The sequence below is a fragment of the Leptospira fainei serovar Hurstbridge str. BUT 6 genome, from assembly GCF_000306235.2.
GTDB lineage: Bacteria > Spirochaetota > Leptospiria > Leptospirales > Leptospiraceae > Leptospira_B > Leptospira_B fainei.
In genome coordinates this window covers 1,295,754-1,321,228 of the sequence record NZ_AKWZ02000010.1, presented here as the reverse complement: position 1 = coordinate 1,321,228, position 25,475 = coordinate 1,295,754, and the positions used below count along the sequence as shown (strand labels likewise).

The 25,475-nt window shown below is 42.7% G+C and carries 30 protein-coding genes; 18 read left to right on the top strand and 12 right to left on the bottom strand.

Annotated elements, in window-relative coordinates; genetic code table 11:
- Window positions 1–7: 7 nt before the first annotated feature.
- On the bottom strand, window positions 8–460 hold the full coding sequence (locus tag LEP1GSC058_RS15340) for a DUF1564 family protein (RefSeq protein WP_039948698.1): 453 nt from the start codon (window positions 458–460) through the stop codon (window positions 8–10).
- Between the two features lie 163 nt (window positions 461–623).
- Here LEP1GSC058_RS15340 and msrA point away from each other — a divergent pair, with 163 nt between their 5' ends.
- Window positions 624–1,151, top strand: a complete 528-nt coding sequence (gene msrA, locus LEP1GSC058_RS15335; protein ID WP_016550389.1) for a peptide-methionine (S)-S-oxide reductase MsrA — start codon at window positions 624–626, stop codon at window positions 1,149–1,151.
- Between the two features lie 44 nt (window positions 1,152–1,195).
- On the opposite strand, the gene LEP1GSC058_RS15330 is transcribed toward msrA, so the two are convergent.
- The gene (locus LEP1GSC058_RS15330) at window positions 1,196–3,592 is read right to left on the bottom strand and encodes a sensor histidine kinase (protein ID WP_016550671.1); all 2,397 of its coding nucleotides are present in this window, start codon (window positions 3,590–3,592) and stop codon (window positions 1,196–1,198) included.
- Window positions 3,593–3,814: 222 nt separating this feature from the next.
- Here LEP1GSC058_RS15330 and LEP1GSC058_RS15325 point away from each other — a divergent pair, with 222 nt between their 5' ends.
- From LEP1GSC058_RS15325 to LEP1GSC058_RS15310, 3 genes are all read left to right on the top strand, one after another.
- Window positions 3,815–4,516 carry a fatty acid desaturase CarF family protein gene (locus LEP1GSC058_RS15325; RefSeq protein WP_016549999.1) on the top strand — a complete coding sequence of 234 codons (702 nt, stop codon included), beginning with the start codon at window positions 3,815–3,817 and terminating at the stop codon, window positions 4,514–4,516.
- Window positions 4,517–4,888: 372 nt separating this feature from the next.
- On the top strand, window positions 4,889–5,959 hold the full coding sequence (locus LEP1GSC058_RS15315; protein WP_016549434.1) for an alpha/beta hydrolase: 1,071 nt from the start codon (window positions 4,889–4,891) through the stop codon (window positions 5,957–5,959).
- 13 nt (window positions 5,960–5,972) lie between these two features.
- Complete coding sequence (locus LEP1GSC058_RS15310) at window positions 5,973–6,905, top strand: alpha/beta fold hydrolase (RefSeq protein ID WP_016550171.1); 933 nt, start codon at window positions 5,973–5,975, stop codon at window positions 6,903–6,905.
- A 14-nt stretch (window positions 6,906–6,919) separates the two neighbouring features.
- Here the strand turns inward: LEP1GSC058_RS15310 and LEP1GSC058_RS15305 are convergent, their stop codons facing one another.
- The 3 genes from LEP1GSC058_RS15305 to LEP1GSC058_RS15295 are packed head-to-tail and all read right to left on the bottom strand — an operon-like array spanning window position 6,920 to window position 9,700.
- On the bottom strand, window positions 6,920–8,056 hold the full coding sequence (locus LEP1GSC058_RS15305; protein WP_016550974.1) for a M48 family metallopeptidase: 1,137 nt from the start codon (window positions 8,054–8,056) through the stop codon (window positions 6,920–6,922).
- Between the two features lie 53 nt (window positions 8,057–8,109).
- A complete protein-coding gene (locus LEP1GSC058_RS15300; RefSeq protein WP_016549925.1) occupies window positions 8,110–9,084 on the bottom strand; it encodes a YjgN family protein in 975 nt (324 codons plus the stop codon).
- 10 nt (window positions 9,085–9,094) lie between these two features.
- Window positions 9,095–9,700 (bottom strand): uracil-DNA glycosylase, encoded by a 606-nt coding sequence (locus LEP1GSC058_RS15295; RefSeq protein WP_039948439.1) that lies wholly within the window; start codon window positions 9,698–9,700, stop codon window positions 9,095–9,097.
- Window positions 9,701–9,795: 95 nt separating this feature from the next.
- On the opposite strand from LEP1GSC058_RS15295, the gene LEP1GSC058_RS15290 reads away from it, so the two are divergent.
- The 7 genes from LEP1GSC058_RS15290 to LEP1GSC058_RS15265 all read left to right on the top strand — a co-directional run bounded on the left by LEP1GSC058_RS15290 (window position 9,796) and on the right by LEP1GSC058_RS15265 (window position 14,627).
- Complete coding sequence (locus LEP1GSC058_RS15290) at window positions 9,796–10,731, top strand: cation diffusion facilitator family transporter (protein WP_039948438.1); 936 nt, start codon at window positions 9,796–9,798, stop codon at window positions 10,729–10,731.
- 132 nt (window positions 10,732–10,863) lie between these two features.
- On the top strand, window positions 10,864–11,010 hold the full coding sequence (locus tag LEP1GSC058_RS20365) for a hypothetical protein (RefSeq protein WP_016550165.1): 147 nt from the start codon (window positions 10,864–10,866) through the stop codon (window positions 11,008–11,010).
- Window positions 11,011–11,132: 122 nt separating this feature from the next.
- Window positions 11,133–11,519, top strand: coding sequence for a 6-carboxytetrahydropterin synthase QueD (gene queD / locus LEP1GSC058_RS15285; protein WP_039948436.1), 387 nt, complete (start codon window positions 11,133–11,135; stop codon window positions 11,517–11,519).
- A gap of 3 nt (window positions 11,520–11,522) precedes the next feature.
- On the top strand, window positions 11,523–12,230 hold the full coding sequence (queC, locus tag LEP1GSC058_RS15280; RefSeq protein ID WP_016550204.1) for a 7-cyano-7-deazaguanine synthase QueC: 708 nt from the start codon (window positions 11,523–11,525) through the stop codon (window positions 12,228–12,230).
- Between the two features lie 69 nt (window positions 12,231–12,299).
- Window positions 12,300–12,581: an NAD(P) transhydrogenase subunit alpha gene (locus LEP1GSC058_RS15275; protein ID WP_010417145.1), complete on the top strand. Its 282-nt coding sequence runs from the start codon at window positions 12,300–12,302 to the stop codon at window positions 12,579–12,581.
- A 10-nt stretch (window positions 12,582–12,591) separates the two neighbouring features.
- Window positions 12,592–14,001, top strand: coding sequence for an NAD(P)(+) transhydrogenase (Re/Si-specific) subunit beta (locus tag LEP1GSC058_RS15270; RefSeq protein ID WP_016550085.1), 1,410 nt, complete (start codon window positions 12,592–12,594; stop codon window positions 13,999–14,001).
- A 197-nt stretch (window positions 14,002–14,198) separates the two neighbouring features.
- The gene (locus LEP1GSC058_RS15265) at window positions 14,199–14,627 is read left to right on the top strand and encodes a YbaN family protein (RefSeq protein ID WP_016550802.1); all 429 of its coding nucleotides are present in this window, start codon (window positions 14,199–14,201) and stop codon (window positions 14,625–14,627) included.
- Here LEP1GSC058_RS15265 and LEP1GSC058_RS15260 read toward each other — a convergent pair.
- The 3 genes from LEP1GSC058_RS15260 to LEP1GSC058_RS15250 form a co-directional block, all read right to left on the bottom strand.
- On the bottom strand, window positions 14,624–15,706 hold the full coding sequence (locus tag LEP1GSC058_RS15260; protein ID WP_016550460.1) for a tetratricopeptide repeat protein: 1,083 nt from the start codon (window positions 15,704–15,706) through the stop codon (window positions 14,624–14,626). The genes LEP1GSC058_RS15265 and LEP1GSC058_RS15260 overlap by 4 nt on opposite strands.
- 2 nt (window positions 15,707–15,708) lie before the next feature.
- Window positions 15,709–16,119 carry an LIC10301 family lipoprotein gene (locus LEP1GSC058_RS15255; RefSeq protein WP_039948433.1) on the bottom strand — a complete coding sequence of 137 codons (411 nt, stop codon included), beginning with the start codon at window positions 16,117–16,119 and terminating at the stop codon, window positions 15,709–15,711.
- A 188-nt stretch (window positions 16,120–16,307) separates the two neighbouring features.
- The gene (locus LEP1GSC058_RS15250; RefSeq protein WP_016550829.1) at window positions 16,308–16,598 is read right to left on the bottom strand and encodes an STAS domain-containing protein; all 291 of its coding nucleotides are present in this window, start codon (window positions 16,596–16,598) and stop codon (window positions 16,308–16,310) included.
- A 111-nt stretch (window positions 16,599–16,709) separates the two neighbouring features.
- Between LEP1GSC058_RS15250 and flgB the strand changes: the two genes are divergently transcribed.
- Genes flgB through fliE form a run of 3 tightly spaced genes read left to right on the top strand, consistent with a single transcriptional unit; the run spans window position 16,710 to window position 18,048 of the window.
- Window positions 16,710–17,141, top strand: coding sequence for a flagellar basal body rod protein FlgB (gene flgB / locus LEP1GSC058_RS15245; protein ID WP_016550362.1), 432 nt, complete (start codon window positions 16,710–16,712; stop codon window positions 17,139–17,141).
- Between the two features lie 41 nt (window positions 17,142–17,182).
- Window positions 17,183–17,644 (top strand): flagellar basal body rod protein FlgC, encoded by a 462-nt coding sequence (gene flgC / locus LEP1GSC058_RS15240; protein WP_039948432.1) that lies wholly within the window; start codon window positions 17,183–17,185, stop codon window positions 17,642–17,644.
- Between the two features lie 23 nt (window positions 17,645–17,667).
- Window positions 17,668–18,048, top strand: coding sequence for a flagellar hook-basal body complex protein FliE (gene fliE / locus LEP1GSC058_RS15235; RefSeq protein ID WP_010417131.1), 381 nt, complete (start codon window positions 17,668–17,670; stop codon window positions 18,046–18,048).
- A 278-nt stretch (window positions 18,049–18,326) separates the two neighbouring features.
- Here the strand turns inward: fliE and LEP1GSC058_RS15230 are convergent, their stop codons facing one another.
- Entirely contained in the window at window positions 18,327–20,012 is a 1,686-nt protein-coding gene (locus LEP1GSC058_RS15230; protein WP_016549795.1) for a P83/100 family protein, read from the bottom strand.
- Between the two features lie 160 nt (window positions 20,013–20,172).
- Here LEP1GSC058_RS15230 and serC point away from each other — a divergent pair, with 160 nt between their 5' ends.
- The 4 genes from serC (at window position 20,173) to LEP1GSC058_RS15210 (ending at window position 24,275) form a co-directional block, all read left to right on the top strand.
- Window positions 20,173–21,264 carry a 3-phosphoserine/phosphohydroxythreonine transaminase gene (gene serC, locus LEP1GSC058_RS15225; protein ID WP_016550449.1) on the top strand — a complete coding sequence of 364 codons (1,092 nt, stop codon included), beginning with the start codon at window positions 20,173–20,175 and terminating at the stop codon, window positions 21,262–21,264.
- A 7-nt stretch (window positions 21,265–21,271) separates the two neighbouring features.
- Window positions 21,272–21,862: a hypothetical protein gene (locus LEP1GSC058_RS15220; RefSeq protein WP_016549491.1), complete on the top strand. Its 591-nt coding sequence runs from the start codon at window positions 21,272–21,274 to the stop codon at window positions 21,860–21,862.
- Window positions 21,863–21,933: 71 nt separating this feature from the next.
- Window positions 21,934–22,368, top strand: a complete 435-nt coding sequence (gene rpiB, locus LEP1GSC058_RS15215; protein WP_016549392.1) for a ribose 5-phosphate isomerase B — start codon at window positions 21,934–21,936, stop codon at window positions 22,366–22,368.
- Between the two features lie 29 nt (window positions 22,369–22,397).
- A complete protein-coding gene (locus LEP1GSC058_RS15210; protein WP_016549616.1) occupies window positions 22,398–24,275 on the top strand; it encodes a hypothetical protein in 1,878 nt (625 codons plus the stop codon).
- Here the strand turns inward: LEP1GSC058_RS15210 and LEP1GSC058_RS15205 are convergent.
- From LEP1GSC058_RS15205 to LEP1GSC058_RS15195, 3 genes are read right to left on the bottom strand one after another with little or no spacing between them, the layout of a single operon-like run.
- The gene (locus LEP1GSC058_RS15205) at window positions 24,237–24,653 is read right to left on the bottom strand and encodes a hypothetical protein (protein WP_016550327.1); all 417 of its coding nucleotides are present in this window, start codon (window positions 24,651–24,653) and stop codon (window positions 24,237–24,239) included. The genes LEP1GSC058_RS15210 and LEP1GSC058_RS15205 overlap by 39 nt on opposite strands.
- Window positions 24,650–24,853, bottom strand: coding sequence for a hypothetical protein (locus tag LEP1GSC058_RS15200; RefSeq protein ID WP_039948431.1), 204 nt, complete (start codon window positions 24,851–24,853; stop codon window positions 24,650–24,652). The genes LEP1GSC058_RS15205 and LEP1GSC058_RS15200 overlap by 4 nt, the downstream gene beginning before the upstream one ends.
- Entirely contained in the window at window positions 24,854–25,462 is a 609-nt protein-coding gene (locus tag LEP1GSC058_RS15195) for a tetratricopeptide repeat protein (protein ID WP_016549716.1), read from the bottom strand.
- Window positions 25,463–25,475 lie beyond the last annotated feature (13 nt).

Genomic DNA, 25,475 nt, shown 5'->3' with positions numbered 1-25,475 from the left:
CGAATTTCTAAGCACTTTTTTTGCCCGAAGCTGACGCGAGAGCTTTTGATACCGCTTTCCGCTTTAAGTGGATTTCCAGTAGATAACTAAATAAAAAGCATCTAGACACTCCATGCCATCGCGATAAATTTCCGAGTCTTGTCCAATCGTTTCCATCAGGTCGAAAATTGATTCGATTCCAACCCGATCCGGAGTCATAGCGTTTTCGTTGATAGAGAAGCATAAACGAGCCAGGATTCAACTTATCACCTTTTTCCAAACCGGTCCCATAAATCGTAAGTAGTTCGTTTAAGCAACGTGCGAGCGCTCGCTCTCCCTGCCACCTTTTCCGAAAACGATCGTATAGTTCTTCCGAAATAAGAAGAGTGCAGTTTGGGAGCTCCCCGCGAGAAGACTTTGCCCGAAGCGAAACGACTTTCGAAATCGCTTTTTTGTTTCCGACGATTAATTTCAATTTCATAATCATATACATGGATCGGAATTCTTTCGCCGATCGCATTTTTCATCTTATTGGCGCTGGCTTTTTCGAAAAACGGGGCAGAATTTAAACAAATTCAAAACCTTTTTTATTTTTCATAGATACCGTTAAATCTAATGTAAGTAAAGAATCCGGAGGAAGTAGGATGGCAGAGGAAAAAAAACTGGAATTCGCGACTGTAGGAGGAGGTTGCTTCTGGTGTGTGGAAGCAGTATTTCAACTAGTGGATGGAGTGGAATCGATCGTTTCCGGTTATGCGGGAGGTTCGGATCCCTCGCCAAATTACAAGTCCGTATGCTCCGGGCTTACTGGACACGCGGAAGTAATTCGTATCGGTTTCGATCCGACAAAAATTTCGTTTTCCGATATACTAAACGTTTTTTGGGAAGCCCATGATCCGACTACGAGAAACCGCCAAGGAAATGACGAAGGTACTCAATATAGAAGCATCATTCTCTTTGAAACTCCGGAGCAGAAAAAAATCGCCGAAGAATCGAGAGAAAAGGCTCAGTCGACTTTCGAAGTTCCGATAGTTACCGAAATCGTAGCAATGGAAAAGTTTTTTCCCGCAGAAAACTACCATCAAAACTATTTTCGCACGAATTCCGATCAACCTTACTGTCATTACGTAATTCGGCCAAAAATTGAAAAATTTCTAAAGAAGAAAAAGTAAGCCGGAGAAAAAAGTATCTGTTAAACGAAATGATAAATGAATGTTTATACGAATTCGTTGGACGGACTTATAGGTAAGCGAACAAAGAAAGTCGTTCCCTCCGAAGAGGATTCGAAGCGAATTGAGCCGTCATGATTCTCGATAATACGCCGAACGATATCCAATCCTAAACCGGACCCTTCACCCTGAGATTTCGTAGTAAAGAAAGGTTCAAAAATGCGATCCGCGATAGAATCCGCAATCCCGGGACCTGTATCGGAAATTCTTACTTCAGCTTCGTAGTCGCCAATCCTATGAATTTCAAGTTTTAAAACGCCTTTAAAGTTCATAGCCTGAGCCGCGTTATAAATTAAATTTGTCCAAACATGAAGTAGATCATCCGGATAAGCTTGGATAGGCGGGATACCACTATAATCTTTTTTGATTTCGACGCCTGTCTTAAGTTGGTTGTGATAAATCGTTAAAACCGTATCCAAACTCTCGTAAAGATGCACTGCCGTCTTAATTCCTCCCGATCGGAAATGCGAAAAATTTTTAAGCGCATATACGATCTTTGAGGTTCGATCGACCGACATTTCGATTAAGCGACAACTTCTAGCGGCTTGAATTTCGTCCAACGCGTACATCAACAATTCCCTGGAATGTTTTCCGGTAAACAAACGAGGAAAATCCGATAGCGCGTTTTCTAACCCGGCTTCCACCAATTCTTCGGCGAGAGACCTAGCTCCTTCTATCCCTAATTCCTTTAAATTGCTTTCTAAAACCTTCGTTCTTTCGCGAGCTTCCTTCGGAGATAATAATTCCTGATTATAATGACCTTTACGGAGAAGAGAATATAAATCATCTCTAGCCTTTTCCTGTAAGCCTTGCAAAATCACAAATGCTTCTTCCATACGCTGCATCGATCGAGAAAAGTGGCTTCTGATCGTTTCGTTAGAAGCGCTGATCACGCCGATCGGATTATTAATTTCATGCGCAATCCCGGCAACCAATTGGCCTAAGGCGGCCATTTTTTCGGATAAGACCAACTGATTTTGCGTTCTTTTTAAATTTTGCAGCGTTACTTCTAGTTCTCTTTTCTGCTCTTCTATGAGCTGATTTTGTTCCGAAATCTCTCGGTTTAAAACTCTAAGGTCTTCCGCTTCCTTCCTTTCCGACGTATCCTGAACGACGTTGATCATGCTTTGCTCTCCGTCAATGATCACTAATCTCGTTGAGAATACGGAATGTATGATTCGCCCGTCCTTAGCTCGAAACAACGTCTCCGCATTTAAAAGAATTCCATCCCTTTTTATCGTTTCCGCAAACCCGATCCTATCGTCAGGATTAACCCAGAGTCGAATATCGAAGGCCGTTTTTCCCAGCACTTCCTCTCTAGTAAAACCGAACAGACGAGTAAATCCTTCGTTAATGTCGAAATATCTCCCGTCGGCAAATCGAGAAATCGAAATTGCATACGGGCTTAATTGAAATATTTTCGCAAAAAGTTCCTGGCTCGTCCTTAACTTTTCTTGGGAAAGGTATTTCTCCGTAATGTCCTGCCCAGTACCGAAACCGACAATCGAATCCCTAAATTTTCCCCTTACCTGAATGAACCTTCGGCTACCGTCAAAGCGAATAGCTTGATAAACGAAATCAACGGAGAACGTCGGATCGTTCTTATTAGCTAAACTTTCCTTCAAGATGTCGCGTAGCTTATTATGGTCTTCTTCGGCGACGTGCGATTCCAAAAACGAATCGAAAGCTAACGTCTTCGCCTCGTTAGCGTCTTCCTTTCCAAGAAGAATTAAATACTCTTTAGTCAAAGTTAACTCTAACGTTTCGGTATTAAACGTCCAGCCGCCGACTTTAGCATAAAGCTGAACTTCCGACAGTTCCTCTCTCATCTTACGGAATCCGATAAGGGCAAATCGCATAAGCACGGCCACCATGAAAAAACCGATCGATACTCCGAGAAGTATCGCTGTATCGGAAGTAGCTCGAAAGACCGGATGTATGATATTGTATTGACCCAGATAGATGCTCAATGAGCCCGCTACAATAGACAATACCGTATATGTCATTGCGGCAATATTCCCAAGAACTAAAGCCGAGAAGACGATCAAGACCATGCAAAAAGAAAACGCTATCGATTGAACTCCACCTTCTCGAAGTATTATGAAAAACAAAAGTAACCAATGAAGACCGACCAAAAAATGGGCCGCCGCCTTTAGTTTTCCTTTTTTTGCCAAAATATGGCTTACCAAGACTGCCAAGGGAATTAAATATACGGAAAGATAGGTGGGCTTCGGTCTTTCGGATAATAAAGGATGAAAAATCCGAAAGACAACCATTACGCCCAAGCATACATACATTAAACCGTATAGAAGCCTAACGGATGACTCTTTCTGAGCGTCGGAAAAAACCGGTGGTCTTAAAAATTCAAGTATTCTTCGTTTCATAATCAAAACGGGTTATTGGGCATTCTATATACCCGCCGCATAAGGAGAAAGAAAAGCTTGATTTAGCGAAATAAAAAATTTTCTTCCCGTAATAGAATTTCTTCGATAGTTTTTATTACTTAATGGAAATTGATAAGGATAATCGTTACCTAAGCACCATTGAACGGTCAAAAAATCTTGAAATTTCCGTAGTAACGCCAAAGATAACTTCAGTAATTGAAGATGAGCCTATTCAAAACGATATTTCCTTCCCCCTTTCGAATTCACCGCTTATTAGAAATGTTAAGCGTAGTTACGTTCCTGTTTTTTGGAGCCGCTTCAATCTGGAAATTCTCTTCCTCGTCAATCGGAGAATTCCTAGAATCGTCTATTCAAACTTCGATTTTCTTTCTATTACTCCTTCTCTCATCCTACCTAACGGCGGATTTCATTTCAGGGTTTGTGCATTTTTTAGGAGACAGTTTCGGAAACGAACGAACCCCCTATATCGGACAGGCTTTCATTTTTCCGTTTCGGGATCACCATGTGGACCCAAAAGGAATTACTCGACATGATTTCGTCGAAACTAACGGAAATAACTGTCTAGTATCGCTCCCGATATTATTATACGACTATTATCTTCCTATGGATTTTGTGGGAGTTCCATGGGGACGTTTTTTCTGGCTCTTCGTTTTAATTGGAATTTTTTTCACGAATCAAATCCATAAATGGGCCCACCTGGATGAGCCGGGGCCGTTGATTTCCTACTTTCAAAGAAAAGGATGGATTCTTTCACCGGAACATCATCGTATACATCACGCTCTTCCGTACGATACGTATTTTTGCATTACTACCGGTTGGTGGAATCCCCTTCTCCATAAAATCGGATTCTATCGTAACGTAAAAAAATCGTTAGAATATTTGTTCTTAAAGCCGAAAGAATAAAGATCTTTGCCCGGGATAAATATTATAATTTTATAAAATTTTTCGCGATTATACAATTGACAGTCATATGAATCCTTCGCGGATCGTATGCTTTTTAAGCATGCAACTATATTTTAAAGTTCAATTCAGTTGGAGGTCCTACAGAAGAATTAAGGAAAATCGCTTGCAAAAGTCATTAAAATTTGCGATAGGGCAACTTCGCGAATCCACCGACCGGCCCCCGCCCAAGAAAGGGTGGGGTTCTAAATCACAAAATGTTCCCCTAACATCGTTTGGAACGGTCGGCCTGAGTAGAAGGATCGAATTCAAAAATTACGGAGATTCGAAATTATCGATTTTTCCTTGATTCTCTTCCCGGAAAAAAGAGTATCGATGGGTATGATTCGTAACGCACTCGTAAGCATCGTCTTCCTCTCGCTATTTGCGTCCTGTTCGGCAAATATCGCATTAAATGGGGAAATTTCTCATCCAAAAACCCCAGATAATTGGAATCTTTCAATCGAGCACTTTCCGCCGACAGCAGGAACGGCGCTTAAAAAATTCCCGGTCATTATTTGCCATGGCTTCATCGCAAATCGGAAGTATTTTAAGATTAACGAAAAATCCTCCTTAGTGGCAAGTCTGCAAAAGGAAGGTTATGACGTATGGTTGCTTGATTTACGAGGAAGACAAGATGCAGGATCTCCATCCCTATTCTTTGGGGAAAAAACGTTCGACTATTCGATCGACGATTATATCAAACAGGACGTTGATGCTGCGATTAGACATGTACTCGGTGCGACGGGTAAGGAAAAAATCAATTGGATCGGGCATAGTATGGGCGGTATGTTATTATACGCTCGCTTGGGCAGTTTGGGAGAAAACAGGGTCGCTAATCTAGTTACTATCGGTTCGCCCATAATCATGGATCCGCCTTCTAGAGCTTTGCAGCTATGGACCGATTTTACTTGGGGACTTTATCTATGGCCGGTGGTTCCGACGGAAACTTGGTCCGGAATTCGCGGGGGAACAGGCATCCCATTTTTACCCAAAAAGAATTTTGAAGAACTCTTCTGGCATGCGGATAATATAGATCCGAAGATTGTAAAAGGAGTAATGACGACGGCGATCGCTTCTGTCACCAAAAGAGAAGCGCGACAAATGGAAAAAGTCATAGAAACGGGTTCCTTTCGAGCCGAGGACGGAAAGCAAAATTACGCGGACGGCATTCCCAATATCAAAATTCCGACACTGATCATAGGTGGACGACGAGATAAACTAGGGTTTACATACTCTTTGCGCTACGTTTATGATAATATCGGCACGACAGATAAAACGCTATTCATCGCCTCCAAAGGCAAAGGCCATTCGGACGATTACGGGCATACGGATTTATTGATCGGCAAAAAAGCCGACGAAGAAGTGTTCCCTGTCCTATTGCGCTGGCTGAATAAAAGAAACTAAATCGGAATATATTATGAAAATAAAAAATATCTTTATCTCCATTCTACCTTTGGTCCTGTTCGGACTTCTCGTTTCGTGCACTCGATACGTTCGAATTACCGAAGAAAAATTCACGAGGCAGACGGCTAACATTGCTCCGAATGTCTATCTTACGACATTTTCACAAGTCGATTCCGAATATCCGCCTATCTTAATTTTAGATCCGATTTTAGTGAACAAGAAAGCGCTGTATATCGGAGATTATTCCGGGCTCATCGGAGTCTTAAATGGAAACGGCTTCTCGGTTTGGCTTTTACATTTCGACACGTACGCCGGAATCGATTTGAAAGAAATCGGAGAGAAAACTCTTCCTCAAGCTATATCACAAATTCAGAAAGTTACAAATCGAAAAGATTACATTCTGGGTGGAGTTTCTCTCGGCGGTCAAACGATCCTGCATTATCTTCACGGAAAAAAAGATCTCGATATCTATAAAAGCTTCTTTCTAGGAACCGGAATGGATTACAAATTCAATGACAGCTTCCTGGAGGATATGAAAAAGGAAAAACGATTCGGAACGGATTTGACGGATTCCTGCAAAAATAAGGACTCCTTCTGTTCTAGATTCATTTCATACGATGAAGACGACCCATCGACTCTTTTCATGTATGGAAATCTTTGGAATCACCTTCCTCCGTTAGAGGAAAATCCTAAGAACTGGTCGGAATTTGAATCGTTAGATTTTCCGACACTTTTTGTCGCAGGAAAGATCGATAGCGTCTCGCCCGCGGAGTCCATTCACCCGGTCTATCGGAGAAAAAAAGGATTCAGTCAGTTTTTCGAAATCGGTAGGGATAATCGCGGAAGTATCGATTACGATCATTTATCCCTATTTGCGCATGAGGATGCGCCCTCGGAAATATACCAACGGATTGCGGATTGGCTAAAGAAAAAGAAAGGAGAATGAAATCGGTTTAATTGCTACTTCTTCAATGCGGTCTCTCTTTGGCCGCATTGATTTCGAATTCTAGGCCACTTCGACCGAGATATACCGAGTTTTCCGTTCGAATAATCCCCCTCAGCAATCGTACGTTGAATCACATTAATTCGCTCGTCCGTTGGAGGATGAGAACTTAAAAAATCCGGAATATTTATCGTATTCTCTTCCTTTTCTTTCTTTGCAAGCGTAACTTTGAGTCTTTCGAACCAATGCTGCAATCCTTCCGCGGTAATATTCGATCTCTTAAGATTTTCGAGAGCTTCTCGATCCGCCTCCATCTCGAATTCTCGGGAAAATTTTTGACTGAATAAGGCCGCACTCGTTAGTTCATAGAACGTATCCATATTTTCGATGAACTCGACACCTTCGAAACCGGATCCGATCGTCAACGATAAAAATAAAAAATTACCCAGATAACGAATTTCATTTCTTGTCCCATGTCGTCTACGCACATGAGCCATTTCGTGAGCAATCACGCCCGCTAATTCCTCAGGGCTTTCCATCGTGGAAAGTAAAGCCGTAAAAATAATAATATTTCCGCCGGGCAGTGCAAACGCATTAGCGATATTGTCCTGAACGACGACAATATCATAGGTAAAAGGATCCGTCGGATCCTTTAATCTTTTTCCGATACTATCGACTACACGATTTATCTCCGGAGCGGAACAAACGTACAAAAATTCCCGAATTTTAGGCGATAACAAAGCCGATCGCGTCTTATCGTAACTCAACGGAACAAAATGATACAAGTAGGAAAGAGCTGAATTGTATCCGAATATAACGATAAAAGCTAAAATCGCAAGCACTCCGATTTTCTGCCATATCCCCGCACTCATCCATATTCCGGAAATAGCGCCGACCTTGCCTTGTTTGACAATCGCAATCAAGTTAGCGTAAGTATTTTCGGAATAAAAAACGATAATCACCGTAGAATTAGAAGAAGATAAATTTCCTATTTCTAATCTATATTCCGAAGAGAATTTTTCGACGCTGAGTATGTCTCGGATGGAAAATACGTATTCTTTCTGGTCGGCTGCAAAGCAAAGGCCATCCTTTTCAACTTTGAGAATTCCTTTTTCAGGAAGCGGCGTTTTTCCGTCGTAATATAGATCTTGCATCACCGATTCAATTCCTTACGTCGGCCTTAAATTTAGCGGACTAACATCTCTTATTATCCTAGAAAACCGGAAATAGAATCGGCCATACTAGCGATGCTTTCCATTCCGTCGGCAACGGGAGAGGCTCCCGAATCAAATTCAGGGCGAATAGCGCTTAAATCAGGTTCCACTTCCAATGAAATCGCTTCCATATAAAGCTTTATCCAGATTACAGATACCCAAGGAAAAGCTATTCCTAACGTTACGATTATTAGAAAATAGGATAGAATGATATAGATTAATATATCTTCTCCTTTCAGATTCGAGTCTACCTTAATGCCGTTAAATGTCGTATGATTCCAGTAATAATTCTGTACATTGGCCTTCAGCCAAGAATAATATAAACCAAAAGTAGGCAGGAACAGCAGAATTCCTTTAAAATAAATCCAAAATAATTCTGAACCTTTACCGTTAAACTTAAATCCGGCGCTTCCATAATATGAATTATCCGTATAAAAGGCCCGCAGTCTAATTAAAAACCAAGGAATATAAAACCCGAAACTTAATACGGAAAAAATCACGCCCGGAACGAATATCTTAACTAACTCGATCGGATGGCCGGAAAAATGGAATCGTATATTATTATAGGAGGTTCTACTTAAAAAGAATCGAAAGCTCCCGACTATCACGAACGGCAGAAGAATCAAAATCACTAAATAAATCGGTATGATAGAAAAGACAAATGCCCATTCGGCCGGAATAAAAAGCCCGAGTATCGTCTTCCAAGCGTAATAGACGACCGCCGCTATCGCAAATAATAATGCGGCTTTTAAGAACCCGATAAATTTCTCCTTACCTGTCGCATGAAAATCAAACCGTTGATCCATAAAAACGAGATGTCGGTTCAGGTATTTTCTAGCGCGAACCGTTGCCCAAAAATAATAAATACCTAATGTTGCAATCGTTGCGAGTGCGTTGAAAAGATAAATACCGAGAAGATCTCCTCCTTTACCGTCAAATTTGAGTTGAGTATTTCTTTCATTTTCCAATCGATCCCTCCTATCGTTTCCAACCTAATTTTTCCAAAACCGCCTTAATATCCTCCCAGACGTCTCGTTTTAAAGGACTATTTTCTCCGCCGTTTCTGATTACATAACTGGGGTGATACGTTGGCATCACAGGTATCCCATGAAAATCTCCCCATTTCCCTCTGAGTTTAGTAATTCCCTCTTGAGTTCTAAGAATGAATCGAGTGGAAGGATTTCCTAACGTAATGATTACTTTAGGCTGGATTATCATAATCTGCCGCAACAAGTATGGCGAACAAGCGATCGTTTCTTCTTCGTCCGGGGGGCGATCCTTTTCAAACCGTAAATCAACAGTGGGACGGCATTTGGTGATGTTGGCTATAAAAACGCTTTCTCTCGGAACCCCTATCCCTTTTTCGATGATTCTAGTTAATAGTTCTCCGGCCTTGCCCACAAATGGGCGGCCGGTCAAATCCTCCTGCTTACCCGGGCCTTCTCCGATAAACATGATTTCCGCTGCGGGGTTCCCTTCCCCGAATACGGTTTGGGTTCGAGTGCTATGCAATTTGCATTTCGTACATCTAGAAACTTCTTCGGCGATCAATTTAAGTTGTTCGGCTTTCTCTACTGTATTCATCGGACACTTAATCGATACGGAGTTCCCGTTATCCCGCAACTACTTTCTGAAAAAGAAGTTGGCGGAAAATAAACGTGCGCTCTATCATTGAAGTTATGCACGGCCATCATCAGCACGAAAACCACGAACATGATCATCACGATGGACATATCGGGCATTCTCATGGAGTCGTGCCGGACGGTTCCAAAGCTTTTTTTTACGCTTTCATCTTAAACTTCGGCTTTGCGATCATCGAATTAGTCGGAGGTTATGCGTCGAACAGCTTAGCGATTCTGTCCGACGCTTTGCATGACTTAGGAGACAGCGGTTTTTTGGCGCTAGCCTGGATCTTTCAAAAAATTGCGGCAAGGCCGAGAACTCAAACATTTACGTTCGGATATAAGCGGTTAGGTCTCTCTGCGGCCCTGGTAAACTCGATCGTGCTCTTAGGCGGATCCATCGCAATCTTAGCGTTCGCATTTTCCAGACTGCAAAATCCTACCAATCCTAACGGTTGGGGAATGCTAGGTCTGTCCTTCTTAGGAATCGCCGTTAATGGAGCCGCATTGCTGAAGATGAAAACAGTAGACGGAATAAACAGCAAGACGGTCGTCCTACATTTGCTCGAGGACGTTTTAGGCTGGATCGCCGTCTTGATAGGAAGCATTACACTTTTATTATTTGGATGGAGCTGGGTCGATCCTCTCCTATCTATCTTAATTTCGTTGTGGGTGGGAGTACAATCCTTCCGTAATTTAAGAAAGATTTTACTTTTGCATCTCCAGTCGACACCGGACGGCATCGATACTAAGGAACTAGAAAAACGTATTCTGAGTTTGAAAGGCGTTGAATCCGTTCATGATCTGCATCTTTGGTCTATGGACGGCGATTATCACGTGTTAACGCTGCACGTGGGAGTTACCGGGACCTCCATTTCGCACGCCCAAAAGCTGAAGGAGAAAATTCGAAAGATTACGAAAGAATTTCGAATTCCGCATGCAACCGTCGAAGTCGAGCCGGTTGGAACCGATTGTCCCTACGAAGAATGTTAATGCCGAAACGGGAATTTCCGAATCCCTTTTAATAAACGGACATAAGTTATAACTCATAAAGACCCCGATAACTCCAAATAAACCTTCCCACACTTCTTGACAGGCAGCCGGATCCCGAGATTTTGGTCTGGTATGAACCAAAAGACTGCAAAGCTCATCAAAAAATACGCCGAAGCCAAGGGTATTAACGAGAAGCAAATTAAACGCGAGTGGTTGGTATTAAACCAGCAACAGAAAGACGCAAAACGTCAGGAAATTCTAAAGGAATTGGTGAAATAAAGGAAAACTCTCTGTCCTTCCTTTTTTTCTCATCGACCTTCGGAGCTCCGAACTAATCGGGAATTTTCCATTTGTTCTTTCGCTCAAGACTCCTTCCTTATATAGCTTCGTAGGCCAAATTGATGGAAGAAATTGAATTAACTAAAGAATTTCGCTTTGATGCGGCACATTTTCTGCCGAACGTCCCGCAAGGTCATAAGTGTAGGAGAATGCACGGCCATAGCTTCCGCTTTAAACTGCATTTGAAAGGAACCATCGACCCTGTTACCGGATGGTTAATGGATTTCGCTGATATTAGCAAGTTTGTGAAACCTCTGTTGGACAATTATTTAGACCACTATTTATTGAATGAAATAGAAGGCTTACAAAATCCTACTAGCGAAAATATCTGCGTTTGGCTTTGGGATAAATTAAGGCCTCAGCTACCGTTACTGCGTAAAATTACCCTCCATGAAACGTGTACAAGCGCGTGCATCTATGAAGGACCAAGACAATTGTCGCCTAAATAAGGAATGGCCGGTAAAAAAGAATCAAACACCGTTCGGAGAAATTTTTCCTCCGAAAAGCCCAAAGCCGTCGTGCTGTTTTCAGGAGGATTAGATTCTACCACTTGCCTTTATCAAGCAATTGAAGATGGCTACGCGCCGATTGCCCTTTCTTTTGATTACGATCAACGCCATAAAGTGGAACTGAAATCCGCTAAAAAAATCGCGAATCGATTGGGAATCCCCCATTTAATCCAAAAGCTTCAACCGAAGTTTTTTTTAGGTTCATCTCTCACCGAAAAGAAAATAAAAGTCCCGAAGAATTCCTTGGGAAAATCGGGAATTCCAAATACGTATGTACCCGGTCGGAATATTCTTTTTTTATCCTTTGGAGTTTCCCTAGCGGAAGGAACTCATGCAGACCGACTTTACATCGGCGTCAACGCTCTCGACTATTCCGGCTATCCGGATTGTCGTCCCGAATTCTTAAAGGCCTATTCCGAAGCGATTCGGATCGGCACAAAGGCAGGTTCTGAAGGACATCCGCTGGAAATCTCCGCTCCCCTTCAATACTTGGGAAAAAAAGAAATCGTACTGTTGGGAGCCAAGCTAGGAGTTCCTTTTTCAATGACTCATTCTTGTTACGACCCTATCGACGGAAAGCCTTGCGGAAAGTGCGACTCCTGCTTGCTTCGAAAAAAGGGTTTTCAGGAAGCAGGCATCCCGGAAAAGTGAACGAACAGATTTTCCGGGCCCCGGTCTTTTTCTAATTTCCTGCCGGCAGCCCTACCCAAGGAAGCTAATATGGAACAATTCGTAGGCTACCTGACGATTTTCCTCCTCGCAGTGTTCGTAGGATTCGAAGTCATCACCCGTATTCCTCCCCTTTTGCACACTCCCTTAATGTCCGGTTCCAACGCGATTTCGGGAATCACGATTATTGGAGCGATTTTAACTCTTCACTCCGTTAATAGTCCTTTGGTTAAGATTCTCGGGTTTATTGCCATCGTCGGAGCTACCATCAACGTAGTCGGCGGTTTCGTCGTAACTCACCGAATGCTCGGAATGTTCAAGAAAAAGGACTAAGATTTAAAAAATGGAAAAATCGTTTATCAATCTTCTATACTTAATCTCAAGTATCCTATTTATTATCGGGTTGAAATATTTATCTCACCCGAAAACCGCCGTTCGCGGTAACTTTATCGGCGCAATCGGTATGTTCCTCGCGGTTGTCGGCGTATTTATCGAGTACGGAAAGATCGGACAGGAAGATATCATTTGGATCGCCTCCAGTATTCTTGTTGGAACCGTTATCGGGACCTATATCGCTCTTAAAGTAGAAATGACCGGAATGCCTCAACTCGTTGCATTACTGAACGGCTTCGGCGGTTTAGCTTCCTTCCTGGTCGGCGGAAATTCTCTCATGGAAATATTAGAGACCGGTAAAAACGTCGAGCTACTCGCAAATTACCAGTTCACTATTTCAACCGCTGCGACCGGAATCATCGGTGCGGTAACTTTCACCGGAAGCGTGGTCGCATTCGGGAAACTGCAAGGTTTAGTTTCCGAAAAATCGGTTCGGTATTTAGGCGATCAAATCGTAAAAATACTCTTCTTCGCAGGATCTTTGTATCTCGGTTACTTGAACGTTACCCAACCAAGAGCGATCGAATGGTATTGGTATGTGGTAATTGTAGGCTCCGTTCTTGGAGTGCTATTGGTAATGCCGATCGGCGGCGCCGATATGCCGGTCGTAATCGCATTACTTAATTCTTATTCGGGAATCGCGGCTTCCGCAACCGGATTCGTGTTGGGAAATAACGTATTGATTATCGCAGGATCTTTAGTTGGAGCCTCCGGAGTAATTCTGACTCAGATTATGTGTAAAGCGATGAACCGATCGCTTCCAAACGTTCTCTTCGGCGGGTTAGGCGGGGCAGTCACGACTACCGATACCGGCGATATCTATGCCGGAAAAACTAAAAGTACTTCCGCCGAAGAAGTCGCTATGCTTTTGGATATGGCACAGCGCGTTGTTATCGTTCCAGGCTACGGAATGGCAGTCGCACAAGCTCAGCATGCCGTTCGTGACCTTTACAATCAGCTTACGGACCGCGGAATCGAAGTTGAATTTGCAATCCATCCTGTTGCAGGAAGGATGCCTGGCCACATGAACGTCTTATTAGCCGAAGCGGATATTCCTTACGATAAGATGAAGGAGATGGACGAGATCAACCCGACCTTTGATACGGTCGATGTAGTGATTATCAACGGCGCCAACGACGTAGTAAATCCTTTGGCCAAAACCGATCCGAATTCTCCGATTGCGGGAATGCCGATTTTGGATGTTGAGAAGGCTAAAACGATTATCGTAATTAAACGTTCTTTAAGCCCCGGTTTTGCAGGCGTTCCAAACCCTTTGTTTATCAAAGAGAATTGCCTCATGTATTTCCAAGACGGCAAAAAAGCCACTCAGGAAATCGTAACGGCTCTTAAAGATACCTGATAATCCGATAGCAAGTTTTGTTCTTAGTTAAAATGGGAGGAGAAATCCTCCCATTTTTGTTTTAAGCTGAAATCGGGGTAAGCCGCAAAAAGGAAACTCAAGAAGATTTGTCGGGAAAGTTCTCTTGATCAATTCAAGGATACTTTTAAAAATTAATTCGAATCGATTTCCCAAAAAAGAAAGGAAGAAGGTCCAGTATGAAAAAGGAATACAAGGATTACAGCCACGAAGTACAACCTCATAAATCCAAATTGATTCGAATACTGTTAATCATACTTGGAACGGTATGTGTTGCATTAGGAATTACGGGCGTATTCGTGCCGGGACTTCCGACTACACCTTTTCTTCTAGCCGCAGCCGCTTGCTATGCGAAGGCTTCCGAAAGATTTTACAATTGGTTAATGAATAATAGATATTTCGGATCATTCATTAGAGATTGGAGAATTCATAAGGCGATTCCTTTACGGGCCAAAATAATAGCGGTTTCAACTATTATCCTGACTATGGGACTTAGCGCGATATTTCTTCCTGTACTCGCTGTTCGAATCGGAATGGCTGTGATCGGGTTGCTTGTTATCGCGTATCTCTTACGATTCCCAACAAAGAAAAAAGAAACGCTAAATTAATAAGGAGACCGGGAAGGTAACATATGATAAATTTTCGGATCATTATCCCGTAGCAATTCCGCAATATCCAACGCCTCTTGGATTTTCACTTTTTTGTCCGGTTCTTCCTGGACCCAAGAGGCGACAAACGTTTCAAGTCTCCGATAGTCTCTAATGAAAACAAGTGAGCGCAAATAATTCACTTTGTCTTCTTCGCTTAAAATTTTCGTTCCAAGAATCGTCGAATAAACGTTAGCGGAAGCCCGAAAATTATCCGTGTGAAAGTAGGCGTGAGCAAGAAATCGTTTTTCATTAAACGGTAACTCCGGGAATTGATTGTATAACTTAATCGCTTTACGGAAATTCTTATCGAGGTCCATAGTTAGCCTGGCGTAAATATAAGCGAATTCTTTCGTGAGAAAGCCTTCTTTTGCGAATTCTTTGCATAAAGTCAAAGCGTTCGCTTTATTCCCGAGCAGAAAATCGGATTTAAGTAAAATGAGTTTCGCATTTCGAAAATTCGGTTTCAATTCGACCGCCTTTTCCGATTCGGATTTTGCGCGAAGATATTGGCCCGTTTCAAAATATGCCATAGCCATATTCAATCGGTAGAAAGGATTGTAATTCGCTAACTCGACCGCTTTTTGAAAATATTGAACGGACGATTCCCATTTATTCCGACGTACAAAAATCATACCGAGCAGATAGTAAGACGGATCATGGCTCGGATTTATCTCAACCGCCTTTAATAGGGATTTCTTAGATTGAGGATAGCGACCAATCGCATATAAATATGCTCCATTTAAATAGTAATACTCCAAGCAATCTGGATCTAATTTCTTAATTCTTTCGATATTCGCCTGCGAACGAACTAAATTATTACTCCGAAGTAAATTGATAGTCTCCGTGTTAAGAGCAAGTATTTGATATTTACGCCGGGAGATTTCGGATTGGTCGGTAGGTGGCGGAGGAGGGGGTAATTCTCCTTCGGGAGAAGCAGGAATTACCGACGGAGGTTCTTCTCCGGTTACCTCCGCTTGAAGCGTAACTAATCCAAAAACGACTACGAGCAGAACCGTCTTCCCGAAAGAGAGAGGCATTCTTATTTTACACCTACCCTTTTATAGGTTTCCGTATTATTCTTTTCCGGATTGAAGAGTTCCATTTCGACGTCGCTGACCTTCGAAATTACGTAGCGAATTTCAAAACCTAAATCTAAGAATCGAAACGCTAACTCGGGGGCTTTAGATTTAGTTCCCGCTTCATGCAGCACATATTCGATATGAAATTCTTTTCCTTTTTCGGCTCCCTGCAATTCAGGATCTCCATAGAGTGCCAATCCGTTTCGCAAAATCGTAAGCTTCGCTCCAGGAGTGGTGACCGGGAATTTGCAGCTCCCTTCCGGCGTACAAGTCTTCGTATTTTCCCAAATTCCTAAAATTTGTTCGGGGAGCGCCTTATGACAATTCCACAAAATCGGAAGCGCCATAAGCAGGAGGATAAATTTTTTCATCGGGCCCAAGCTACTTGTACCGAATCCCTTGTCCAGGGAATTTCATCGTAACGACGACCGTCAGACCAGCAGTTCGCGAGTCAATCGAAATCCCGAATAGAAGACCGGAAATAAGTAACCTGCCGTGCGGAGGAAATGATCTTTCTGAACCGGCGGGAACTTATCCCGTAGAATTGAGATTTGGTTTTTTAAATTTGCTGAAAGTACTCGTCGATTTTCAAAACTTCGAACGTTCTCATCAGATCCGGGTGTATCTCTTGGATTTGGATCTCAATCCCGTCGGATTGGGCGTTTTTACAGAACCAAACTAGCGAACTAATCGAAATAGAATTCATCACGGGAATTTTTCCCAAATTTAACACGATCCGTTTTGGTTTTTTCGCTATCGCATCCATTAGCTGGTTTCGGAAGGCATAATAATCGTTAAAGAGAGCTGTTAGCTCCGGCTTGATCTCGATAACCTCGGAATTGTCGCCCATCTTTCATTATTTTCCTTTTTTTGCCATTTTTCCGCCGAAAATTTCCGCCAGATACTTTTTTTATCTTTTGGAAATTCCGAATTCAACCGAAATTTTAGTTGGGAAAGTACTATGTTTGAAAAAACACATTTCATGAAAACCCAGGACCTATTGGAAAGAGGGATGAACGCCGCCACCTTGAAGCGTAAAGTCATCTCTGATAATATTGCTAATGCGGATGTTCCGCATTTCAAGAGAAGCGAGGTGCTTTTCGAATCTATGATTAAGCGGGCGCTTGAATCGGAGAAAATCGAAGCTTCCAAGGCGATTCCTACGCGAATCGAAGACGAGCGGCATATTTCTTTTTTTACTCCGTTGGATTACCGCCAAGTACAGCCAAAGTCGAATATAGACTATCTAACAACGATGAGAGCTGACGGAAACAACGTCGATCCCGAAAAGGAAGTCGTCGACGCTTCCAATTCACAAATGCAATATATGCTGATGGCAGATCGCCTCAATGCAAACTACCGCGACTTAAAGAATGTCATGAGGCTTGCTTAATTCCCGTAGATGGGACATAGCTGAACAATAGGGAAAGGAAAATGGGACTGTTTACTTCGATTAACATTTCGGCGACCGGCCTTTCAGCCCAAAGATTACGCATGGACGTAATCGGAAACAATATCGCTAATGCCACTACGACTCGTAATACCAACGGCGATGGTCCGTTTCGAAGAGATAGAGTCATACTAACTCCGGTAAACTTACGGACCCGTTGGAAAAGTCCTGTCTATCCTTTCGGAATCGCTCCGGGAGAAGGGAAAGGAGTGAAAGTAATGAAAATCGAAAAGGACATGTCTCCTTTACGATTGGTTTATGACCCAACTCACCCGGATTCAATACAGATCGGTCCTAAAAAAGGATATGTAGAAATGCCGAACGTTAATATAGTAACGGAAATGACTGATATGATCTCGGCATCCCGGTCTTATGAAGCGAACGTTCAAATGATCACCGGCTCTAAAGCAATGTTTAATAAAGCTCTGGAAATCGGAAGGGCATAAAAGACCCGTGAAAGGAGAAAACCGTGCAAGTAGATTTTAATTCCAAGCTTTGGTACACGTACAATTCGGGTTATTCCGAATCTCGCTTTCCGCTTTCTCCAAAGGGAGATAAAGTCAACGTTAAAGCAGAAGACGAACGACATTATAAAGACGTTAAAGAATCGGTTTCTCCCGATTACGTAGCTGAAAGTTTTTCCGAAGCGATGAGAAATGCATTTAAGTCGGTTAACGATCTTCAAGTCGAAGCTGACGAACTTACCCAAAAGATGGTCTACGATCCAAACAGCGTAGACGCTCACGAAGTCATGATAGCATCCGAAAAAGCGAGAGTCTCCCTGACCTTTACTAAAACATTAGCCGACGGTGTAGTTCGAGCCTACCGAGATCTCACCTCGATGAGATAATTTTTTTCTTATATTCTCCGCTGGGAAGAAAATGATCGGGGCTATACCCACCCTTCCTGGGTGGGGGATGGCGGCGGTTTCACAGAGGAAATTTCTTAACACAAAGGGCGCGCATTGTCAAGAGCAATTGCAAAAAACAAATGTAGGAACTCCTACATTGAAATCCGTTCAAAAACGGCTTGCAAAGAACAAGAATCACTGATATTCGCGGAGCAAGCGGCCACGCGAGGTGCCGCCGATCCGGCCCCCGCCCAAAAAGGGCGGGGCTAAATTCCCGATCAAGGCTTGATCATTTTAATCAACTTCAAATCGGCTTTGTTAAAGACGGTGATCTGCGTCGCCCCGGCGCCTTCTTCCTTACCGGTTACATAAATTTTGTCACCGAAAAAAGTAACATTCGAATTCGGACTAATCTCTTCTTCGCTTCCAGCCAGTTTCTTTAGAGATTTATCGAATCGGGCCAAGAAATACTTTCCGTTTCGCTCTTCAAACGCGTATACTTCCTCGCCTTTCAGAATCATCGGCGAGCGCCAGAAAACCGAATCTTTAGACCAAATCGCCGGCTTAAGCGTATCTTGGTCGATAAGAATTAGCTTATGCTCCGCTGAGTGGTCCGACTCATACCCGACAACGAGCGCCTTCCCGTCAACAACTTCAAAAGTTCTGCCGCATATCTTATTGAATTCTCCCTTGGAAATCTCATCGTCGTTTGCCGGGTCCAAAACGTGCAGTTCATTACTGTAATGTCCATCAGAAAGATATTTAAGAGTTTTTAAGAATAGAATCTTGCCGCCGACGACATTCTTATCAAATTCTTCTTTTTTCTTTTGCTCTTCTTTGACAGTCTCTAATTCCTTCTTAGTGTCCTTCAGTTCTTTTTGAAGTTCTTCTTTACTCTTTTTCTCGTCCGGCTTTGCTTCGTCTTTTTTTGAATCGTTGGAAGCGACAGAAGAATCCTTTTTAGAATCGGATTTAGCCGAATCGCTGGAAGAGGATTTTGAATCCGATTTTCGCGTTTCTTCTTTTTTCGCGATTTCCTTTTCTTTCTCCTTTAACTGTTGTTCTTCCTTTTTGGCCTGCTGTTGTTGCTGCTGAACCTGCTTTTTTTCTTCCTGTTTCTGAACGATCTGCTTTTTATTCTTAACCGGATCCTTATTTAATTCTTGAAGTTCTTTCTCGACTTTTCTTTCTTTTTCGGCCGCTTGCTGCTGCTGCTTTTTATTCTCGTCTTTCTTTTCTTCTAACTTTCTTTTTTCTTCTTCGATCTTATTACGTTGAAGGTCGTCCATTTTCTTCTTGTCATCTTGCCCTTCCTTCTTCTTATTCAGATCCTTGTTTACTTCGGTTTCAAGTTCGTCCGTATGAACGTCTTTACCGTCTTCGGAAAGAATATTGCCGACTATCGGAATGACAATCTGAGTTTTATCCGGCCATTCACTATATCGTCTCGCGATACCTATTTTATCAGGAGTTAAATTCTTAACTACTTCCTCTCCATATTTACGTTTAACGTATGGAGTGCCTTTTCTGTGAATCGCATTGTAATAAAGAATATAAGTCGCAAGCGTTTCGGAGTTCTGCTCGGAATAACCGAAGTTCGCCTTAACGTAGCCCGTTAAAATTCGTTGAATGGAATTAATATGACCGAATTCGGTTTCCTTCCCGAGACTGATAATATCCGCGCCGAACTTTTTATCTTCGGGAAGAATGCGTATAGCACTCACCCCTTCTTCGCTGGCCTTGTTTGTCGCATCCTTCTTAAGCGATTCGGCAAGCGCTGCACCCATTTTAGCATTACTGCCTTTGGTATCCTCGTCAGCCTTAGCGGCCGAACGGTTTATGAAATTTACCCGTCCGGAAGAGCGGACCTCGGTTTCCCCTAATCGGGGACCGGACTGTGCATGAAGGGAAGTCGCAAAACTTCCGAGAACGATCGCGAGGACGGTCAGTCGAATCCGTGACATGATAGGAACTCCTTAGAACTGCAAATCTGCGGCTACGCATAAACTGCGTGAGGGCTATCCTACGACGCTTCGGATCGCCCTGCCAAGGATTTTTCCCGAATGCCGACTCACTTAATAGGAAGAAAGTTGCCCCTTCACGACCGAATTTTACCCTAGTCTCATGCGCGAATTTCGACGGAGAATTTATAATTTCTGTGCAGGTCCGGCCATGCTTCCCACTTCGGTAATGGAAAAAGCAGCCGGAGAGTTTTTGAATTTCAAGAATTCCGGAATGTCCATTATGGAGGTCAGCCATAGGGGAAAGCTATTCGATCAAGTATTGGACGAAGCGTTAGCTCTCCTACGCGAATTATTGTCCGTCCCCGACGAATTTGAAATCGCCTTCTTTTCCGGCGGAGCGACCCTTCATTTTTCGGCAATTCCTTTGAATCTATTGAAGGATGGAGAAAGCGCCGACTATTCCATCACCGGAATTTTTGCAAAAAAGGCGATGGAAGAAGCTCTGCGATTCAATCCCGTCAAAAAAATTTATGACGGTGATTCTCACCACTATACCGAAATTCCGGACCTAACTGATGAGAACGTAAGTAAGGAAGCCGCATACTTTTATATCACTTCCAATAATACTTTATTTGGCTCCCGTTATCCGACCATCCCCATGATCGCGAAGGCGCCCCTAGTCGCGGACATGACTTCCGAAATACTATCAAGAAAAATTGATATTCGAAAATTCGGCGTTATCTTTGCAGGCGCCCAGAAAAATATCGGTCCCGCAGGTTTAAGCGTGGTGATCATTCGAAAAGACTTAATCGGTCGGTCCAAAAGGACGATTCCGGTATTAATGGATTACGGCTTGACGGTAAAGAATAAGTCCATGTACAACACACCGCCGACGTATTCCATTTATATGGCCAAGCTGGTTTTCGAATGGTTGAAAGAGAAAGGAGGCTTGGAAGTCGTCGAAAAGGAAAACGAAGACAAAGCAAAACTCTTGTACGACTATCTGGATTCGACATCCTTATATTCCGTGCCGGTTAAAAAACCGTATCGATCTACGATGAATGTGGTATTCACCTTAAAAGATAAATCGTTAGAACCGAAATTTATAGAACAGGCCGACGATCGCGGATTACATGGGTTAGAAGGGCATCGCCTGGTAGGCGGAATGCGAGCTTCCATATACAATTCTATGCCTAAAGAAGGAATCCTGGCTTTGATCGAATTCATGAAAGAGTTCGAAGCTAACGCATAAGCCCATCATGTCAGTAAAGAAAGCGATTCGAGGAATCTTAGTTTCGGGAATATTATTACTGGCTTCGAATGTTCCGGATTCAGCGCCCCTTTATTTTCGGACTTCCACTCGGGCCGCATCTTGTTTTTCTCCGGGAGGCCCAACCAAGGAAATAAAAAATTTTTATACATCCAAACTCCCACCCGAAGAAAAGGCCATTTGGATCGAGCGCCTTTCTTCGCAGGAAGCGAAATCTCTTTGGCAAAGTCTGGATTGCGTTTATCAACTCAGGTTATCGAAGGAAGAGAAATCTCAGCTTTTAGAGGATCATCTGCGACACCAAGAAGCACGAGAACTTCTATTTTCTTACTATGAAAATCATCTTCTCTCCGAGGAAAGAACGCTTCGATTTTCCGCATTCGAAGAAAAATCGGTAAAGAATTTTCTTTCTGCGAAAAAGGAATTATTGAGCCGATTGTATGAAGCCGAAAAGGCCTCCCTTTCCGAAAAACCTCTTCCGGTTGAGACTTTCTCGAATTTATATTTGGCCTTACTTCTCCAACATTGGGAGTTCTTCCAGACAGCACCCGAATTTCTCAAGGAAGGTCTAAACGAGTGAAATCAGAAAATCGGACTTTATTCGGAATTTGCTTGAACCCTTAAAATCCCACAGTACGTTTACGTTAGGACATGAAAAAAATAGGCATTGCCTCCGATCACGGAGGTTTCGAGCTAAAAGAATACCTAAGACACGAATTAGGAAATTCTATAGAAATAATAGATTATGGAACTAACGACGAATCTTCCGTAGATTATCCGATCGTTATCGGTGAGGCTTGCAAAAAAGTCCTCTCTGGAGAAGTCGACGGCTTAATCGCCCTGTGCGGAACAGGTATCGGAGCCTCGATCGCTGCAAACAGATTTAAAGGAATTCGCGCCGCCCTTTGTCACGACGAATTTACAGCGGAAATGTCCCGCCGTCATAATAATGCAAATGTTTTGGTGCTTGGGGGCCGAGTTCTTGGGAAAGAATTAGCGATCCGAATCTGCCAAAAATGGCTCTCGACTACTTTTGAAGCCGGTCGTCACGAAAGACGCGTCGGTCAACTCGACTCGATTAGCTAGACATTTCTTCCGGAAGAGAGAGAGCCTGGATGCGAAAGATAACTGGATCATATAGTAAAATCTCTCTCTTAACGCTTTTATTTCTTATCGGATTTACTGTTCTTCAATCCGAGACCAATTCCTTTTCTTTAAGCTCTTTTACTTTGAGAGACTTGAGATTGCAAAAGTCGGAAAGCGGTAATAATTTTATAGAACTTTCTCCCAGAGACCGTAAACAAGGCGGTGAATTATTTTTTGATTTTGAGGAAGATGAGGCCTCTAATCTACAGGATAAAACCGGTGGATACCGAGTTCTTTCTTCATCCTATCTGGTTGATTCTGCGCAAGCTCATACCGGCAAACGTTCGGCACGTTTTGCGGGTAAAAGATCCGGAATAAAAATCTCCGGCAGAACGAAAGGAATCCTAACAAGCCCTGATCTCAAGGAAGAATATTATATTTCGTTGTTCCTGCTTCCGGGAACTTTGGATAAGGAAGCGGTTTTACTAAATAGGGGTCTATACACGCGAGGAAAAAAATTCGGCTGGGATCTGAAAATTAAGGATGAAATTCCTATTTTAGAACTTTCAAATTTTTTTCAAAAAGAAGATAAATCTTTTACTTCATTGAAGATCGTTGGTCGGCAAAGAATTTCCAGATCGAAGTGGAATCACCTTGTGATTCATTTTAAACCCGTTCAACGAGAAGTTATCTTTTATATCAATGGAAAAGAAACCGAACGAATGGGAGTTCCGCTCAAAGAATCCGTGACACGAATCGGGTTTCATCCGGAAGATACAACCCCGTTTGTTATCGGGGAAAATTTTTACGGTTGGTTGGACGATTTTCTCGTCGCGAAAGGGGCTCCGGATTTGGACGCTCTCTCTACGCCGTATGAAGGACAGACGTATGACAGTTCGGCCTTTACAGCCGAAACAAAATTCGGAACCGCAATATCTCCTATATACAAAACCCGTTACACGAATTCGACTCCCGAAACGCTAATCCTGAAAGCGAAAGTTCCTAAATCGTCTATTCTCGAATTATATTTTCGATCTTCTCCCCAATCCTTCGCGAGATCCGCCGAATCTCCTTCTTGGAAAGCGATCGATTTGCGTAAATTAGAAGAATATAAAGAAGATGATCTATCTAGAGAAGGCACGGAGGAAGAAGCTATTCCTCCCAGATTCGTTACCTATAGAATTCCTTTGGACAAAATCTGGAACGGAAAAGCCCCTTCCTTTAAATATTATCAGGCCAAGGCTAAATTTAAGGCGGATGCTGCCGGTAAAATAAGTCCGGAACTTGAAGGGATAACCTTCACTTATAAAGAAACATTGCCGCCGGTCAAACCAATGGGTTTAAAAGTCGCTTACTTCGACGATGATTATCCTGAAGCTGGCGGACCGAGAATCTGTTTGAGTTGGATTCCAAATCCCGAACGCGAAGTTCGCGGAAAGTCGGGCGGTTACGTTATTCATTACGGAGTCGGGCCGAATCGAATGGTCGGAATTATAAAAGGAACGCATAAAGATTTGGCTCAAGGGAAGATACCGGTGCTTTCTATCAAGGATCGCGAAAAACGACCTATGAGCGAATACTTGGACCCGATTGCTGGCGACGACTCATCGTGCCCCAAACGGACGGAAAACGGGAGTCAAAGACTTTGTCAATGTATAGACAACCGTCTTATCAGTCTTAATGCCGAGTCTCCCGAAGAAATCCAAGAGGAAACGAAGCAAACCCAAAAGTCTAAAAAGAAGAAGACTTCGCGTGATCCTTACGATAAGAAATTACTCTTTTTGCAAAAAGGGTTAACCTTTTATTTTAAAGTAGGCGCTTATAATTCCTTCTATGATCCCATCACGGGATACGATCAGGTAAGTCCGTTAAGCGACGCCGTCGAGGTCTATTTCCTGAGCGAGTAAGACTTTTATTAGATTCTGCTTTCTATACTTAGGATCGTTAGCTAACACTCCATTCAAATCTAACAGGGAAGCTACGGCGATATCGGTCCAATTCTTCCAATCCAGTTCTTTAGAAATAGATAATTTTAAAGCGAGCGAAATTTCTTCCTTTCTCAGAGGCAAAAGATCCGCAAAGAAGCTTTTAGATTGAGTCCAAAGTATTTCTTTCTTAACAGAATCCGATTCTCCTGCAAGAATTTCATCTAGAGCGGAGAGCGACAAATAGAATATTACGTTTTTCTTTGTAAGGGCTTCCAACGCGCCGCGGATCACTTTTTTAGAACTTTCAGAACCGAGAATAAGTTCATGAAAGGAATCGTGGCTAAGTAATAGTTTCAACTGATAGTTCCAGGATAGACGTTAGAAAGCTCTTTCAGCGCTTCCAATCTTTGGTAGGAATCCGAGCTGAATATTTCGTTACGAAAACAAGTTCTGAGCAGTTCGGAGGCGGACATGTCCCGCTTATCCGCTTCTTGCTTTAAAAGCTCGAACTCCTCATCTGTTAGGAGCATCTGAAATCTGCGTTCAATACGGGCCATTTACTCCTCTTCTTTCAATTCCTTTTCGTTTTTCAAGTAGGTTCCATAATAAATTTGCGAATCTTTTAGTTGTCCTAAGCTTTCGTAGATCGCTCCTATATTATAATTGGCCTGATTCAATCGAAAATCATATTTAAATGATTTCCTAAAAATTTGGATCGCCCGATCTTCCCTACCTGCATACCATTCGCTGAGCGCCCATAAGAAAAACCATTTGCCTAGATCGGGATCTCTCGGGGCAATTTTAGACAGGTGTCCTAAAGCCTCCTCAAAAATGGCAGCCGATCTCAAGTAATTATCTCTGATTTTCTTGATTTTTTCCATTCTTGAAAAAACATCTTCGTCGTGTTTGGGAAGTTCAAGATCGGATCTCCAAAATAAAGCCCTCGCTAGATACAATCTATACATCAGTTCCGCAGGATTCTTTCGAACGTATTCCTCCAGAAACGGCAAGCTTTGCGCTTCTTGGCCGTTCTGTTGTAGATTTAAAATTTTCTGCTTCGCAGCTTTATTCCATTCTCTTCGATTCTCTTCCTGGGCCGTCAAAAAGGAATACGTGAAAAGAAATAGTACGCTTATAATGAAGAACTTTCCGATCGAAAGATTCATTTGCGATTGCACC

Excerpts from the sequence above, each read along its gene's own strand:
- LEP1GSC058_RS15340 (WP_039948698.1), bottom strand. The coding sequence starts at position 460 with ATGAAATTGAAATTAATCGTCGGAAACAAAAAAGCGATTTCGAAAGTC.
- msrA (WP_016550389.1), top strand. The coding sequence starts at position 624 with ATGGCAGAGGAAAAAAAACTGGAATTCGCGACTGTAGGAGGAGGTTGC.
- LEP1GSC058_RS15330 (WP_016550671.1), bottom strand. The coding sequence starts at position 3,592 with ATGAAACGAAGAATACTTGAATTTTTAAGACCACCGGTTTTTTCCGAC.
- LEP1GSC058_RS15325 (WP_016549999.1), top strand. The coding sequence starts at position 3,815 with ATGAGCCTATTCAAAACGATATTTCCTTCCCCCTTTCGAATTCACCGC.
- LEP1GSC058_RS15315 (WP_016549434.1), top strand. The coding sequence starts at position 4,889 with ATGGGTATGATTCGTAACGCACTCGTAAGCATCGTCTTCCTCTCGCTA.
- LEP1GSC058_RS15310 (WP_016550171.1), top strand. The coding sequence starts at position 5,973 with ATGAAAATAAAAAATATCTTTATCTCCATTCTACCTTTGGTCCTGTTC.
- LEP1GSC058_RS15305 (WP_016550974.1), bottom strand. The coding sequence starts at position 8,056 with ATGCAAGATCTATATTACGACGGAAAAACGCCGCTTCCTGAAAAAGGA.
- LEP1GSC058_RS15295 (WP_039948439.1), bottom strand. The coding sequence starts at position 9,700 with ATGAATACAGTAGAGAAAGCCGAACAACTTAAATTGATCGCCGAAGAA.
- LEP1GSC058_RS15290 (WP_039948438.1), top strand. The coding sequence starts at position 9,796 with ATGCACGGCCATCATCAGCACGAAAACCACGAACATGATCATCACGAT.
- LEP1GSC058_RS20365 (WP_016550165.1), top strand. The coding sequence starts at position 10,864 with ATGAACCAAAAGACTGCAAAGCTCATCAAAAAATACGCCGAAGCCAAG.
- queD (WP_039948436.1), top strand. The coding sequence starts at position 11,133 with ATGGAAGAAATTGAATTAACTAAAGAATTTCGCTTTGATGCGGCACAT.
- queC (WP_016550204.1), top strand. The coding sequence starts at position 11,523 with ATGGCCGGTAAAAAAGAATCAAACACCGTTCGGAGAAATTTTTCCTCC.
- LEP1GSC058_RS15275 (WP_010417145.1), top strand. The coding sequence starts at position 12,300 with ATGGAACAATTCGTAGGCTACCTGACGATTTTCCTCCTCGCAGTGTTC.
- LEP1GSC058_RS15270 (WP_016550085.1), top strand. The coding sequence starts at position 12,592 with ATGGAAAAATCGTTTATCAATCTTCTATACTTAATCTCAAGTATCCTA.
- LEP1GSC058_RS15265 (WP_016550802.1), top strand. The coding sequence starts at position 14,199 with ATGAAAAAGGAATACAAGGATTACAGCCACGAAGTACAACCTCATAAA.
- LEP1GSC058_RS15260 (WP_016550460.1), bottom strand. The coding sequence starts at position 15,706 with ATGCCTCTCTCTTTCGGGAAGACGGTTCTGCTCGTAGTCGTTTTTGGA.
- LEP1GSC058_RS15255 (WP_039948433.1), bottom strand. The coding sequence starts at position 16,119 with ATGAAAAAATTTATCCTCCTGCTTATGGCGCTTCCGATTTTGTGGAAT.
- LEP1GSC058_RS15250 (WP_016550829.1), bottom strand. The coding sequence starts at position 16,598 with ATGGGCGACAATTCCGAGGTTATCGAGATCAAGCCGGAGCTAACAGCT.
- flgB (WP_016550362.1), top strand. The coding sequence starts at position 16,710 with ATGTTTGAAAAAACACATTTCATGAAAACCCAGGACCTATTGGAAAGA.
- flgC (WP_039948432.1), top strand. The coding sequence starts at position 17,183 with ATGGGACTGTTTACTTCGATTAACATTTCGGCGACCGGCCTTTCAGCC.
- LEP1GSC058_RS15230 (WP_016549795.1), bottom strand. The coding sequence starts at position 20,012 with ATGTCACGGATTCGACTGACCGTCCTCGCGATCGTTCTCGGAAGTTTT.
- serC (WP_016550449.1), top strand. The coding sequence starts at position 20,173 with ATGCGCGAATTTCGACGGAGAATTTATAATTTCTGTGCAGGTCCGGCC.
- LEP1GSC058_RS15220 (WP_016549491.1), top strand. The coding sequence starts at position 21,272 with ATGTCAGTAAAGAAAGCGATTCGAGGAATCTTAGTTTCGGGAATATTA.
- rpiB (WP_016549392.1), top strand. The coding sequence starts at position 21,934 with ATGAAAAAAATAGGCATTGCCTCCGATCACGGAGGTTTCGAGCTAAAA.
- LEP1GSC058_RS15210 (WP_016549616.1), top strand. The coding sequence starts at position 22,398 with ATGCGAAAGATAACTGGATCATATAGTAAAATCTCTCTCTTAACGCTT.
- LEP1GSC058_RS15200 (WP_039948431.1), bottom strand. The coding sequence starts at position 24,853 with ATGGCCCGTATTGAACGCAGATTTCAGATGCTCCTAACAGATGAGGAG.
- LEP1GSC058_RS15195 (WP_016549716.1), bottom strand. The coding sequence starts at position 25,462 with ATGAATCTTTCGATCGGAAAGTTCTTCATTATAAGCGTACTATTTCTT.